The following is a 13586-nucleotide window of genomic DNA, read 5'->3' as shown; positions in this document are numbered from 1 at the left end:
TTTTTAGCCTCGCAATATCGCCACGGGGTCGATTTTGGCGGCTTTGCGCGAAGGGAAATAACCTGCTAAAATGGTGGTAATGACGCCAAACGCCAGCCCCATGAGGTAATACTGAGTCTCAAAAAGGACGGGAAAGGTTTTAAGGCTAATCATGTCGCCCGTCTCGAAAGGGGTAATCGACAGGGCATAACTGATACCAAAACCAATGAGTAGCCCTAAGAGGCCACCTAAAATTCCGATGATAATGGCTTGGAGCAAAAACACGGCGACGACGTCTTTGCTTCCAAAGCCTGTGGCTTTCAGAATCGCAATGTCTTTGAGTTTGTTGATGACGTTCATGTTCATGATGTTATAAATTCCAAATCCTGCCACCACCAGCAAAGTCATTGAAATGACAAAGGTCATCACGTTACGAATCTTCTTCCCCGCCAAAATCGCTTGGTTGGCCGTGCCCCAGTCTTCGGTGTGGATGTCAAACTGTTTTTGGAGGGTTTGGGCAAAATCAAGGGCTAAAAGTGGGTCGGTCATTTTGATGTGAATGTCGGTGATGTAGCTGGCATCTTTTCCCAAAATCTCCTGCACGGTACTGATGCTGGTGTAGCAGCGGATGTTGTCAATAGTGCCAATCCCGAACCCAAAAATCCCCACTACCCGAAGAGTAAGATTACCACCTGTTGGTGTCGTAACGCTGACCTTGTCGCCGACGTTGACGTTGAGTTTTTTGGCTAAATTGGCACCTACGACAATGCCCTTGGGATTGGTCAACAGCGCTTGAAAACTCCCCGATTTGATGCGGCTATCTAGGTTGTACAGACGGTTTTCGCGCGGATAATCGATTCCTGCCATACTTCCTGAAATCTGAATGGGGCCGTTGTTGAAAAAAGCTTGTGAGCTTACTTCGGGCGAGACGCCCAGAACGCCTTTCATTTTTTCGATGAGTCGCACCATTTGTAGGCCATTTTTGATGCGGGGAAGTTGCTGCTTGGGTTTTTGGTGATAAACGACATTGACGCTGCTATCGGAGGTGCGATTTTGGTCTAAAATACTGGGTCGCTGGGTGTTGACTTCGTTGTAAATCCGAACGTGCGGGCTGGCGTCAAGCGCCGAATCTTCCAAAAACTGGTTGACGCCCTGCATGAAACTAATCATGACGATAAACATCGCAATCCCAAACGTCACGCCGAGCATGGCCACGAGGGTTTGGCGTTTTTTGGCCAAAAGGTGGGTTTTGGCTATTTGGAAAGAGAGTTTGAGGTTCATGGTTTTAGGAGAACGCTTTGGACGGTGAGGCCATTTTTGATTTCTACGAGTTCAAAATTCTCTGCGCCTTTGGTGATTTTGATTTTTTGCTTGTCTTTGTCGGCACGTACCCACACGCTGTCTTGGCCCACTAAATAGGCTTTGGGAATCGTCAGGGCCTTGGGATTGTGCGAAATGACAATGTTGGCTTCGACCGTTAGGCCATAGTAGGCTTGCGGAACTTCCCCAATAAAATCGGCATCGACCCGAAACGATTGGTCCACCTTGTTAAGTTTGGGGTAAATCTTCGTGATTTGGGCGTTGAACACTTTGTCGCCGTAGGCATCCATTTTTACCACAATGGCTTGCCCGACGCGGAGTTTTGAAAAATCGGTTTCGTCCACTGCCAATTGAAGATAAACGTCTTGCGGGTTTCCCAACAAAGCTACGGCTTCTCCTCGGCGCACCAGTTCTCCCACTTTTTTATACACTTCATACACCCGAGCCGCTTCGATGCTCTTGATGCGGTAGTTATCGCCTTCGCGGGCGTTGACCCGAAAATTGGAGCGGGAGTTTTGGAGGTCAACGTACAATTGATTTTTGGTACGCTGCCACGTTTTTTGACGGGCCGCTACGTCGTTTTTGGACGTGCGATAGGCCAATTCTGCCCGTTCTACCTCGACTTTGGCCGTGGCGTTTTGGTCATAGAGGGCTTTGAACCGAAAATAATTGACCGAGTCATTTTCCAGTTTGGTACGGGCATTGCGAAGGGCAACTTCCAACTCAGCCAACACGGGCGAGCTGTCCGAAAAATTGGCTTCGGATTGGCGGTAAATATTAGCAGCGGCTTCGGCGCGGGCGTCTTGCGACAGGCTTTCCAGCGAAAACAACAGTTGGCCGCCTTTTACCACATCGCCTTCCGTGACCAGTTGTTGTTGGAGGTAGCCGTCGGCATTGGCCACAACCTTGTATTCATTTTTAGGAAAAACGTTGCCCGAGGCATACACGGCTTCGGTGAGGTCTTTGTAGGCGGGAGAGGTGGTTTCGGATTTGGAAGAACAGGCCGCGATAAACAGCAAAAGGCTCAAAGCGACCGAAGAAAGGATATAGCGTTTCATGGTAAATTCGGTGTTAATGGGGCAATGGTTAGTTTCTCAACTCTAGTAATTTTCCGTTAATCATCACATCGGCCAACGTGCGCAAGTACTTGTTTTGGGCGTTTAAGGCTTCGTTAAATACGTTGAGGTACTGGTCGTAGCTCAAAATTCCGCCTCGGTATTTGATAAGCACCAATTGCAAATTCTCTTGGCTCAATTGATACGCTTCTTCGTTGGTTTTCAGTGAACTAACTGCTTGACGGTAGTTGAGTAAAAGTTCCTCGGTTTCGTTCTGAAACTTTCGTTGTTCGTTGTCAAGCTGAAGCTGGGCGATGTCTGCATTCACCTGCGCGCGTCCGATGGCGCTTTCGCGGAGGCGAGCCGTGTAGATGGGCACTTCAAAGCGGAGCCCTGTAACGCCGATACCGTACCATTTTTCGTTGAAATTCAGAAAGTTGAAGGTAGAACGTTGTGCTTGTTCTTGGTAGCGAGCAAAGGCCGACAAGGTGGGCAAGCGGAGCAATTTCTCTTTTTTGAGTTGCGCTTGCGCCACTACGAGTTGCTGGGCACGGAGCTGCAATTTGGGGTGACTTTCTCCTACGCTTTCTTTGACTGTCGCTAACGAAGCAGGAACAACATACGGAGCCAACGTCAGGTCTTGGGCATGGAGTAGCAACCGCAGTTGGTTGAGATTTTTGGCGTACGCCAATTCATTTTGCTTCAACACATCTTCCACGCTGAGGCGGGTGGCTCGGCTGCGGTTGTATTCGAGTTGGTCGATGAGTCCTTTGTCTTTTCGTTCTCGCGCAATCGCCACAATGCTGTCGGCGTTGGCTAAGTTCCGTTGGAGGAGGGCGAGATACTGTTGGGTAAACACCGTAGCAAAGTACAAACGAGCGACTTGTGTGCTGAGGTCGTCGGCGAGGACAAGCGTTTGTAAATCAGTTAGTTTTTGATTTTGTTGGGCAAGTCGAATATCTTGTTTTAATCCTGCATTCCAAAGCGGAGCGCTGGCTTCGAGCCCAGCGGTGAGGTTGAACGGCACCCCAAATTGTACGCCGCGAAACTCTCCTTCTTTTCCTCCAAAAAACTGCGCAGGAATCAGCTGAGTGGGCAACACAAAATTGTAATCCAAGGCCGTTGTGAATTTAAGTTGCGGAATGCGCGTACTTTGGGCAGCGGTGACGTTCCACGACTGGATGCGGGCATTTTGTTGGGAAATCTGGAGGTCGGCGTTTTGTTTTTTGGCCAACTCAAGGGCTTCATTGACCGTTGAAATAACCGTTTGGCCGATGACATGAGGAGACCCTAACAACAACGCAATACAGGCAAGAATGAGCTTTTTCATACGGCTCTAAGTTTCAGTATCTGAGGTGTAGTGATTACATTTGGTAAAAATCACGGAACAAAGCAAAAGTATCCATGACGAATGTCACCTACGAAGGTGAATGAAGCGGAAAAAAAGCTGCTGAAAACGGAAAATTTGAAAGCAAACCCTTTAACTCGTAATGAATTCTCTCTACATCTTGACGATGCTCTGTGCCAATGTGGTATTGGCCGAATGGCTGACCAAATTTCCCTATTTGCGCTCGATGGGAGCGGCGTTGTTGGTGATTATCACCACGGCCATCACCGCCAATCTGGGCCTGATTCCGTCGTCGAGTGAGCAAGTGCCCGTGTATGATGGCATTTTTTCGTACCTAGCGCCGCTATCTATTTTCTTTTTGATGCTCAAAGCCAACTTGCGCAGCCTTCGAAAAGCGGGAGGTGTCATGCTTTCGTTGTTTTTATTGGGGTCAATCGGGACAATTTTGGGAGTTATTGTAAGCCTACAACTTTTTGATGCTCCCCGCTCCTTGGGCGAGCTTCATTATGCCATTGCGGGAATGTTTACGGGGACGTACATCGGAGGAAGTGTCAATTTCAACGCCGTTGCGCTGCATTATGGAGTTTCCAAAGCGGGAACGTTGTACGCGGCGACTACGGCGGCCGATAATATCATTACGGCTATTTGGATGGTGGGAACGCTGGCCATCCCCCAATTTTTGAATCGCTTGTATCCTCGCCCAAAGCGCCAAGAATCGGTCTCGCTGGTGGAATTGGAAGCAGAATTGAGTGAAAACGAAACCGTAGGCCCCCAAAATGTAGCGTTGTTGGTGGGGTTAGGGATTCTGAGCATTTACCTGTCGCAGCAAATCGCCCAGTGGATTCCTTCTATCCCCGTGGTGTTGATTCAAACGACTTTAGCATTAGGTTTGGCTCAAATTCCCGCTATTCATCAGTTGGCTGGCTCTCGCATGTTGGGGTTGTTGTGCGTCTATTTATTTTTGGCGGTCATCGGTGCTTATTGCGACATTCCTGCCTTGATTCACGACGGAAAATTGGCGTTTACTTTGTTGGGCATTATTACCGTTTTGGTGTTGATTCACGGAAGCATTGTTTTTGGCATAGGTGCGTTGCTAAAACAAGATTGGGACATGTTAGGCATTGCTTCTCAGGCCAATATCGGGGGCGCAAGTTCGGCGTTAGCCTTGGCCAAAAGCCTGCATCGCCCCGATTTACAGCTCCCTGCGGTACTCATTGGGGTGCTAGGAAATGCCATTGGGACGTATTTCGGGATTTGGATTGCCGAATGGATGAAGTAAAACAAAATGTAACAGTGAAGACATTCGTAAAGCACGTATTTACCAAACAGTACGGAAAAAAAATCTTAATCTGGGCAGGTATCTGTGTGGCATTCTGTGTATTGGTTATTATTAGCCCTGAGCTTGTTCCCATTTTAGTATTATGCGGAATTGCATCCTTTTTTACCGTTCCTCTGGGAATCCTTCTGTTATTAATCGTACCCGTTTGGTACTTACTGGCTCCCAATAGGCATCTAGTCACGGCATTACAACTTGCGCTCCTAATGATAGGACTACCCGCCGTATCTTGGACGACCTACTTGGTGGGCGATGAAAAGGCATTAGATATTCGAGCAGAATGGCGTTACCAAGCCGCCGAGGAATTGATTGCTGAATTAGAAGAATACAAACGCAAGCATCAAACCTATCCAGTATCGACGGGAGGAGTTCCTTTTGAATTCAAATCAAGAGAAGAGTGTCGGAAGAATAACATTCGCTATACCAGTCAAGGACAGTTTTTTAGGGTTTATTTTGACTTGTATTCTCATTCGTTTATCGTTTACAACTATACCTATTGCTCTGATTGGTCGAAAGTACCTCAAGAATCAATCGTAGGCCAACCGACTGAGCGAGCAAACTGGCGACTAATCAGTAGAGCCGATTAATTCTGGGGAGATTAAATGAATGAATGGGCAAAACAGCGGCGATAAATCGTAAATTTGACCCAAAAATTAGACCGAAAGAATGCACGTTACGGGTTTTACCTTTATTCGCAATGCCGTCAAGTTCGACTTCCCGATTGTGGAAGCCATCACCTCTATCCTACCCATTTGTGATGAGTTTGTGGTGGCCGTAGGAAAAGGCGAAGATGAAACACTGGAACTCGTGCGGCAGATTGACCCCCAGAAAATCCGTATCATCGAAACCGTATGGGACGAATCGCTGAAAGACGGGGGCGTGGTGTATGCCAAAGAAACGGATAAAGCTTTTGAAGCCATTTCGGCTCAAAGCGACTGGGCATTTTACATTCAGGGCGATGAGGTGGTACATGAAAATGATTTGCCCAAAATCAAGGCCGCCATGGAACGCTGGAAGGACGACAAAAACGTGGACGGGCTGTTGTTTCACTATACCCATTTTTACGGCTCGTACGACTACATTGGCGATTCGCCCACGTGGTACCGCCACGAAATCAGGGTGGTGCGCAACGACAAACGCATTTATTCGTACCGTGATGCCCAAGGATTTCGGAAAAACAACAACGAGAAGCTACGAGTGAAGCTAGTAGATGCCCGTATTTACCACTACGGTTGGGTCAAAGACCCGCGCGTGATGCAAGAAAAATACGTGCATATTCACCAATACTGGCACGGAGGAGACGTAGAAGGCCACGTGAATGTATCGGCTGAAGGCTTTGATTATTCACAAATTGACTCGTTGGCCAAGTTTACGGGAAGACATCCGCGCGTGATGTTGCCCCGCATTCAGCGCCAAAATTGGCAGTTTAGCCACGATATTTCACACAAAAACCTCCGTTTTAAGTACCGCCTCAAAATGTGGGTAGCACGCCTAACGGGTTGGTACATTGGCGAATACAAAAATTACAAATTGCTTTAAAAGGAAATCCATTCGACATTCTTCCTTCCTAAACTCGACACTCAAAAATGGTTGAATATGCCGATGCCGATGATTTTTTGGCCAGTCAAACCCCCGAAATTCGGCAGTTGCTGTCGTACGTTCGGCAGTTGGTGATGGTAGCACACCCCAAAATGAAAGAGCGGTTTATGTACAACAATACCCTCTTTTTTATGTGCCTAGATTACGTTTGTTATTTTGGCAAAATTCAAAAAACCAAGGGCGTGGAGATTGCGTTTGTAAAAGGGTTTTTACTGAAAGACGAAGCGGGAGTGTTGGAGTCGAAAGGCCGAAAAATCATTCGTGGCATGACGTTTCAGAACCTCAAAGACTTTCAGGCGCGGGAGGAAGCATTTTTAGAGGTGTTGCAAGAAGCCATTTTACTGAACGAAACCCAACCTCAAAAAACCTTCGCGAAGATTATGTTTGAGCGTCGCAAAAAATAAGGGCTGCCCCAAAGCTTTTGCTTTCAGACAGCCCCAAAAAGAGAAGGACTCCGTTGTTATTTTTTCTCAGGAAGCAACACTACCTTGATAAAGTTGGCGTCGTTGAGGTACTTGTTGGCAGCAGCTTTGGTACTTTCTACGGTTACTTTATTCAATTGTTTTTCCCAACCCAAAATATCTACTGGATTTTCGCCAATGCTATACGCTCCAATCAATTGGTTTTGCCAGAATCCATTTTCTTTCATCTGAACTTCCATTGAGCGGCGGGTTTCGGCTTTGAACTTGTCAATATCCACTTGGGTTGCGCCGTTTTTCTTGATTTCGTCCAAAACAGCCAACGTTTTAGTCGCCAATTCTTCTACGCGCTCAGGGCCTGTGCCGTATCCGATACGAACCGTGTAGCGAGGCGCGGGAGTTTTGCTGTAAGAAGCGCGCGCACCGATACCATATACACCGCTTTCTTTCTCACGAATCACCTCGATAAGCTTGATGTTCAAGATTTCTTCGAGGGCATCGAGTTGCCAGTTGTTGTCTTCGTTGTAAACATAGTCACCACTGAAAATCAACGAAGCTTGGCTTTTTTGCTCAATTCCTTTATACACTTTCTTGTCAAGACGTCCCGACGGAGTACGGATACCTAAGTCGCGGAAGCTTTCTTTTTTATTTTGTGACGGAAGCGCGCCCAAGTATTTTTCCAACAAAGGCTTCACTTCGTCCACTTTGAAACTTCCTGTGAAGAAGAACGTAAAATCAGACGCATCGGCAAAGCGCTCTTTGTAGATTTGGTACGCGCGGTCGGGATTAATCATGTCCCAACGTTCTACCGAAATAGGCTGACGGCGGAAGTTGTTATTCCCCAAAATACGACTCAACGAATCTTGGAACACCACTTCAGGGGAAGGAGAAGCGTTGCGGTTTTGAATGGCAGAGCGCTGCGACGTCAAGAAACCTTTGATGATGTCGTCGTCTTTGCGAGGTTTGGTAAAGTATCCATACACCAATTGCAAAGCTGTTTCGAGGTCTTTAGGGCTACAGTTTCCGCTGAACCCTTCTTCGTTTTCACCAACAAACGGGCTGACGTTGGCTACTTTACCCGTAAGGTATTTTTTCAACGCAGGCGTATTGAACTCGCCAATCCCACTTTCTTCTACCACGGCATCGGCCATGCCTGCGCTCATAAAGTCTTTTTCGTCGTAAAGTGACGTACCGCCTTGGCTGCGAGCGCCAATCAAGATTTCGTCATTTTTGAAGTCAGTAGGTTTCAATACTACTTTTACGCCGTTGCTTAGTGTCAACTCTGTCACGCCAATTTCTGGGATTTGCTTCGTAGAAACCGTGCGACCAGCAGCAGGAAGGTTCTCGATAAGTGGTTTGTTCACTACTTTATCCACGTATGCAGTAACGTCTTTACCCGCGCCGTTGATCCATTCCAAAATAGTGGCTTCGGTTGGTAATTTTGCTTTGTCTTTTTCAGACGCAAGCACCAATACCGTACGGTTATCAGCAACCAAGTACTTGTTGGCAAGGGCGTTGATTTCCGCAATAGTGATGCCGTCTAGCTGTCCTTGCACAAACTCAAATTGAAATTCTATACCTGGAATAGGTGATTCTTCAAGGAAGTTACCCATGTATTCGTTGACGTAAGAAGCTGACTTGGTTTTGTCTTTTTCCTTGAAACGTTTTTCGGTAGCAGTGAGCAATTGCTTTTTCGTACGGTCTAATTCCGTATCGGTAAAACCAAATTTTTTCACGCGAGCACCCTCGTCCAACACCGCCTTAACGGCGCGTTCTAGGTTGCCATCTTTTGCCACGGCAATGTTGATAAACGAATCATAATCACCAATGAAGCCGCCGTAACCCGCACCCCCAAACAAGAAAGGAGGGTTGGCTTGTTGCGTTTGTTCTTGCAAACGTGCTTGGAGCATTTGGTTAAACAAGTTGCGCTTGATGCTTTCGCGAGAATCACCGAGCGTTTTTTCTTCTGCTTTTGGTAACTTCGTAATCACCTGCGCAAGCATATAAGGTTGCTCTGGGTCAGTTACGATGGCTACGCGCGTACCTTTAAAATCGGCTACGGGGAATTTGCCCAACGGACGAGGTTTAACGGCCTTTGGAATCGATCCGAAGCGCTCTTTAATCATTTTTTCTACTTGGTCGATGTCAAAATCTCCCACGGCTGCAATCGCTTGCAAGTCGGGGCGGTACCATGTTTTGTAGAAATTACGGATGGTCTCGTGGCTGAAGGTTTTCAAAACTTCTTCGGTACCAATAACATTGCGTTTCCCGTATTTTGAATCGCCTACGAGGATAGGCATCCACTTGTCGCGCATCCGTTGTTGGGCGCCTTTTCCACCACGGAGTTCTTCCAAAATAACGCCGCGTTCTTTGTCGATTTCGGCACCTTCAAACGTAATGTTATGTGCCCAGTCTTCTAGTACGACAAACGCCTTATTGAAAATATCGGCAGAGTCGGTAGGGACTGGCAACTGATACACCGTTTGGTCTTGTCCTGTGAAGGCGTTGAGGTCGTCACCAAATTTCACCCCTGCGCGCTGGAGGTAGCTCACTAGCTCGTTTTTGGGGAAGTTTTTGGTGCCGTTAAACGCCATGTGCTCGGTAAAGTGGGCGAGTCCGTTTTCTTTGTCTTCTTCCTGAATTGCCCCTACTTTGTTGATGAGGTACAATTCAGCGCGCTTTTTGGGTTCTTCGTTTTTACGGATGTAATAAGTCATACCGTTGGGAAGTTTGCCGTAGCGAACTTTGGGATCCATCGGAATGGGTTTCTTGAGATCGGTTTGGGCATTGGCTGCGGTTGCCCAGCCGAAAGCTACAGCAAGAAAGAGTAGTTTGGCTTGTTTCATAGATGTTTGAAGTCTATTGGAGAGATTGATTTGGAGGTAAAACAACTTATTTACGGAAGTGTTCATAAATTATTGTGATAAACGGTCTGAAACGAGGTTTAGCTAATCAAAACCTTGTAGGTTTGTTTAACCTGTAAGGTTTGTAATCATGATTGTACTACTTTTGACTATTTTAACAAGAACGATTGTGTTCGTTATTTTCTAAAAAGAAATATTCCTAAAATGTTATTTGACGATAGTTATAAAACCATTGATGCCCCGTCGGAAGGTTTTTTTCGCGACCGAGGTAGCAAATTTTTGGCCTACGCATACCCCATCAAGACCGAAGACGACGCCAAAGGTCACCTAAATGAGCTGTACGAACTGCATCCCAAGGCAGTTCATCATTGCTACGCCTACCGATTGGGGCTGGACCGTACCCAATTCCGCGCCAACGACGACGGCGAGCCTTCGGGGTCGGCGGGAAAACCGATTTTGAACACCATTTATGCCCACGATCTCACCAACGTATTGGTCGTAGTGGTGCGGTATTTTGGGGGAACCCTGCTGGGCGTCCCTGGTCTTATCAATGCCTACAAAGTCGCCACCGACGAAGCCCTAAAAATAGCAAGGGTGGTGACATTGCACGTCCGTGATGTTTATACCTTGGTTTATCCTTATGAGCAAATGAACGATGTCATGAAAGTCATCAAGGCGTTTGACCTAGTGCCCCAACACCAGCAATTTGACAACGAATGTAGCCTCCAACTCGAAATCCGAAAAACGATGCTGAACCAAGTGCTTGGCAAACTAGAAAAAATCGACTCGTTACGCTTGGAGTTTGAAAGGACTATTTAGAAAACCATTTTTGGGGCGCTATAGCATAAAAAACAGCACCCATTTCAATAAATATTCCCATACTCAGCAGAACCCTGCCAAGTATATCGGCTGTGCCTGAGATGAAGAAATAACAACCCGCTAAAACAAGCATTATACCGATTAAAAGCAATTTGAATGTAGTAGGCATTTTTCTGTTTGTTTAAAAAGTACAATTAGAGGTTAGAGACAATCAACCACATTGGTATGATGAATTTCAATAGAAAATCACGTAAAAACCAAATTGCAACCTTAGTTTTTTGGCAAAAAACCGTGAAACCTACTTTTTTGCCCGTGAAATCTACACAGAATTGCATTTTATCAAATGTTTCACGGAGAGGTAAAAATGAAGAGAAGTACTATTTATATACTATTGGTATAGTGTATAAGTATATTTGATAAAATAAGGAGAAGAAGGGGTTGTTGGAAAAATACAACTATAGGAGGTGGGGATTAAAACACAATTGGCCGATAATGCGTAGGTATTAGCTTGCATTATCGGCCAATTGTGTTTTTACAAATTCTTCAATACCCAATCGGTCATCATTTGGTAGCGGTGAATGAGGGTATTTCCGCCGCCTATGCCGTGGTTGCGGTTGGGATAATAAAACGAATCAAACTGCTTTCCTGCTTTGATGAGGGCGTTGACAAAATCAACGGAGTTCTGGAAATGCACGTTGTCGTCGCCTGTGCCGTGAATGAGGAAAAACTTACCCTTGAGCTTATCCGCGTGCTGAATTGGCGAGTTGTCGTCGTAGCCAGCAGCGTTGTCTTGGGGGCGTTTGAGGTAGCGTTCGGTATAGATGGTATCGTAGTAGCGCCAAGTCGTGACGGGTGCGCCCGCAATTCCCGCTTTGAAATAATTGGCCCCAATGGTCATGCAGAGCGAGGTCATGTAGCCACCGTAGCTGTGGCCGTGAATCCCGATGCGGCTCGCGTCCACATACGGGAGGGTCGCCAGGTATTTCGCCCCTTCGATTTGGTCTTCCGTTTCTAGTTTTCCAAGTTGGGCGTACGTGCACGTACGGAAGGCGTTCCCGCGTGCGCCCGTTCCGCGCCCGTCCACCGACACAATTAGGTAGCCTTTGGTCGCCAGTACTTTAAACCAGCCGATGAGGGCATTAGTCCACGTATCGGTGACTGTCTGCGAGCCTGGTCCGCCATATACGTACATCAGCACGGGGTATTTTTTAGCAGCATCGAAGTTCAACGGCTTAATCATCCAACCATTTAGCTCAGTACCTTGGGTGGTGGTAAACTTGAAAAAGTTTTGGGTGGGAAGGTCGTACTCAGCCAAACGTTCGCGGAGTTTTTGGTTATTTTCGAGTACTCGCACGGCTTGGGTGGCGGTGCTTTGGTGTAAACTCACCGTCAGAGGCTCTTGTGCCGATTGATTATATACCAAGTAGTAGCTACAATCAGGACTCATGTTGATGGCGTTATTGCCCGCTTTTTCGGTGAGTTTGACGGGCTGGGGCGCAACCACTGGCGCGGCTTTCTTTGATTTTTTGGCCACAGGCGTCGCAAAACTCAAACTGTACAAATGGCGCTCCATGGGCGACACCATCGACGAAGTAAAATAAATCACTTGTTTTTTCTCGTCAATTCCCACAACGTCAGTTACTTCCCAGTTGCCCGAAGTCAATTGTTTGACCAGCGTGCCATTGATGTCGTACAAATACAAGTGCTTGTACCCGCTACGCTCCGAAGTTTGAATAAACGATTTGCCGTCGGCCAAATAGGTGAGGTCGTCAGTAAATTCCAAGTCCACGTAGGTTTTGCTTTCTTCACTCCACACAGTTTGCGACTGCCCCGTGGTGGCATCGGCGTGCAAAATATCCAAGCGGTTTTGAAGGCGATTCATGCGCTTGAGCGACAACACATTGGCGTTTTGTGTCCACTTGATGCGGGCAATGTACTGGTCGGCTTCGGGGCCAACGTCGATTTTGGCTTTTTGGTTAGTAGCCAAATGATGTACCCAAATTTGCACCACAGAATTTGCCTCTCCCGCCTTTGGATATTTATAGCGGTAATCTTTGGGGTACAAATCACCCCAAATTTGCATGTTGTATTCAGGAACGCGGCTTTCATCGAAACGATAGTAAGCAAGCTTAGTACCATCGGGCGACCATTCGAAGGCTTTGGCAAAGCTAAATTCTTCTTCATAGACCCAATCGCAGGCCCCATTGATGATTTCGTTGCGGCGGCCATCGGTCGTAATGGCGCGCTCGTTCATGGTGGCTAGGTCGGTGATGAATAGGTTATTGTCGCGCACAAACGCTACTTTAGAGCCATCAGGCGACAGCGTAGCAAGCATTTGCTTGCCGTTTTTTGAAAGCTGAACCAGTTTTTTGGTTTGCAGGTCATAGACGTAAAAATCGGCCTTGAATGAGCGGCGATAGATACGCTCAATGCCCGTGGTAAGCACCAGTTTTTGTTCGTTGGCGCTCAACTCATAGCTATCAAACTGGATACTTTGGTTCGTACCTTCGACTTTAACAGCCGTTTGGTCAAACAACGTTTCGACGGCTTCGCCCGTGGCAATGCTGTATTTGACCACTTTGCCCGCTTGTTGAGCGGTATAGAATCCTCCTGCTTGCATCCAATTGACACCCGTGACCGTGCGAGGGGTAAAAACAGAGCCTTGTGGGCCGTAAATGTCGTTGAGGGCGAGGGTTTTCTTTTGTGCCTGCGATGGGCTTGCTAGGGTGGCGAGTAAAAAAGCCAATGAAACACCCCAGTTTTTAAGGGAAATAGTGGTTTTTCTCATGTACGATTGATGAATAGGTAAACGGATAAAACTCGACAAAGATAGCCAAATCTTATCCA

General features: G+C 47.0%; 11 protein-coding genes. 5 read left to right on the top strand and 6 right to left on the bottom strand.

The features are described 5' to 3' along the window. Positions 1-3 precede the first annotated feature (3 nt). From FHS57_RS14830 to FHS57_RS14820, 3 genes are read right to left on the bottom strand one after another with little or no spacing between them, the layout of a single operon-like run. Positions 4-1260 carry an ABC transporter permease gene (locus FHS57_RS14830; protein ID WP_183974893.1) on the bottom strand — a complete coding sequence of 419 codons (1257 nt, stop codon included), beginning with the start codon at positions 1258-1260 and terminating at the stop codon, positions 4-6. Continuing rightward, positions 1257-2357: an efflux RND transporter periplasmic adaptor subunit gene (locus FHS57_RS14825; RefSeq protein WP_183974891.1), complete on the bottom strand. Its 1101-nt coding sequence runs from the start codon at positions 2355-2357 to the stop codon at positions 1257-1259. Before FHS57_RS14825 ends, FHS57_RS14830 begins: the two co-directional genes overlap by 4 nt. A gap of 28 nt (positions 2358-2385) precedes the next feature. Further along, a complete protein-coding gene (locus FHS57_RS14820) occupies positions 2386-3684 on the bottom strand; it encodes a TolC family protein (RefSeq protein ID WP_183974889.1) in 1299 nt (432 codons plus the stop codon). Positions 3685-3844: 160 nt separating this feature from the next. Between FHS57_RS14820 and FHS57_RS14815 the strand changes: the two genes are divergently transcribed. The 4 genes from FHS57_RS14815 (at position 3845) to FHS57_RS14800 (ending at position 7041) form a co-directional block, all read left to right on the top strand. Continuing rightward, entirely contained in the window at positions 3845-4981 is a 1137-nt protein-coding gene (locus tag FHS57_RS14815) for a DUF819 family protein (protein WP_183974887.1), read from the top strand. 14 nt (positions 4982-4995) lie between these two features. Further along, entirely contained in the window at positions 4996-5625 is a 630-nt protein-coding gene (locus FHS57_RS14810; protein WP_183974885.1) for a hypothetical protein, read from the top strand. Positions 5626-5704: 79 nt separating this feature from the next. Further along, complete coding sequence (locus tag FHS57_RS14805) at positions 5705-6577, top strand: glycosyltransferase family protein (RefSeq protein WP_183974883.1); 873 nt, start codon at positions 5705-5707, stop codon at positions 6575-6577. 47 nt (positions 6578-6624) lie between these two features. Further along, positions 6625-7041, top strand: a complete 417-nt coding sequence (locus FHS57_RS14800) for a DUF1801 domain-containing protein (RefSeq protein WP_183974881.1) — start codon at positions 6625-6627, stop codon at positions 7039-7041. Between the two features lie 56 nt (positions 7042-7097). On the opposite strand, the gene FHS57_RS14795 is transcribed toward FHS57_RS14800, so the two are convergent. Next, positions 7098-9968, bottom strand: coding sequence for a M16 family metallopeptidase (locus FHS57_RS14795; RefSeq protein ID WP_229601349.1), 2871 nt, complete (start codon positions 9966-9968; stop codon positions 7098-7100). 156 nt (positions 9969-10124) lie between these two features. On the opposite strand from FHS57_RS14795, the gene FHS57_RS14790 reads away from it, so the two are divergent. Next, entirely contained in the window at positions 10125-10739 is a 615-nt protein-coding gene (locus FHS57_RS14790) for an IMPACT family protein (protein WP_183974879.1), read from the top strand. Here the strand turns inward: FHS57_RS14790 and FHS57_RS14785 are convergent. Next, positions 10732-10908, bottom strand: coding sequence for a hypothetical protein (locus FHS57_RS14785; protein WP_183974877.1), 177 nt, complete (start codon positions 10906-10908; stop codon positions 10732-10734). The genes FHS57_RS14790 and FHS57_RS14785 overlap by 8 nt on opposite strands. A gap of 363 nt (positions 10909-11271) precedes the next feature. Then, positions 11272-13527, bottom strand: coding sequence for a S9 family peptidase (locus FHS57_RS14780; protein ID WP_183974876.1), 2256 nt, complete (start codon positions 13525-13527; stop codon positions 11272-11274). Positions 13528-13586 lie beyond the last annotated feature (59 nt).

The sequence above is a fragment of the Runella defluvii genome (genome assembly GCF_014195535.1).
Taxonomy (GTDB): Bacteria; Bacteroidota; Bacteroidia; order Cytophagales; family Spirosomataceae; genus Runella; species Runella defluvii.
Note: the sequence above shows the minus strand (reverse complement) of the source record. Positions and strands in the feature narration are given on the sequence as shown.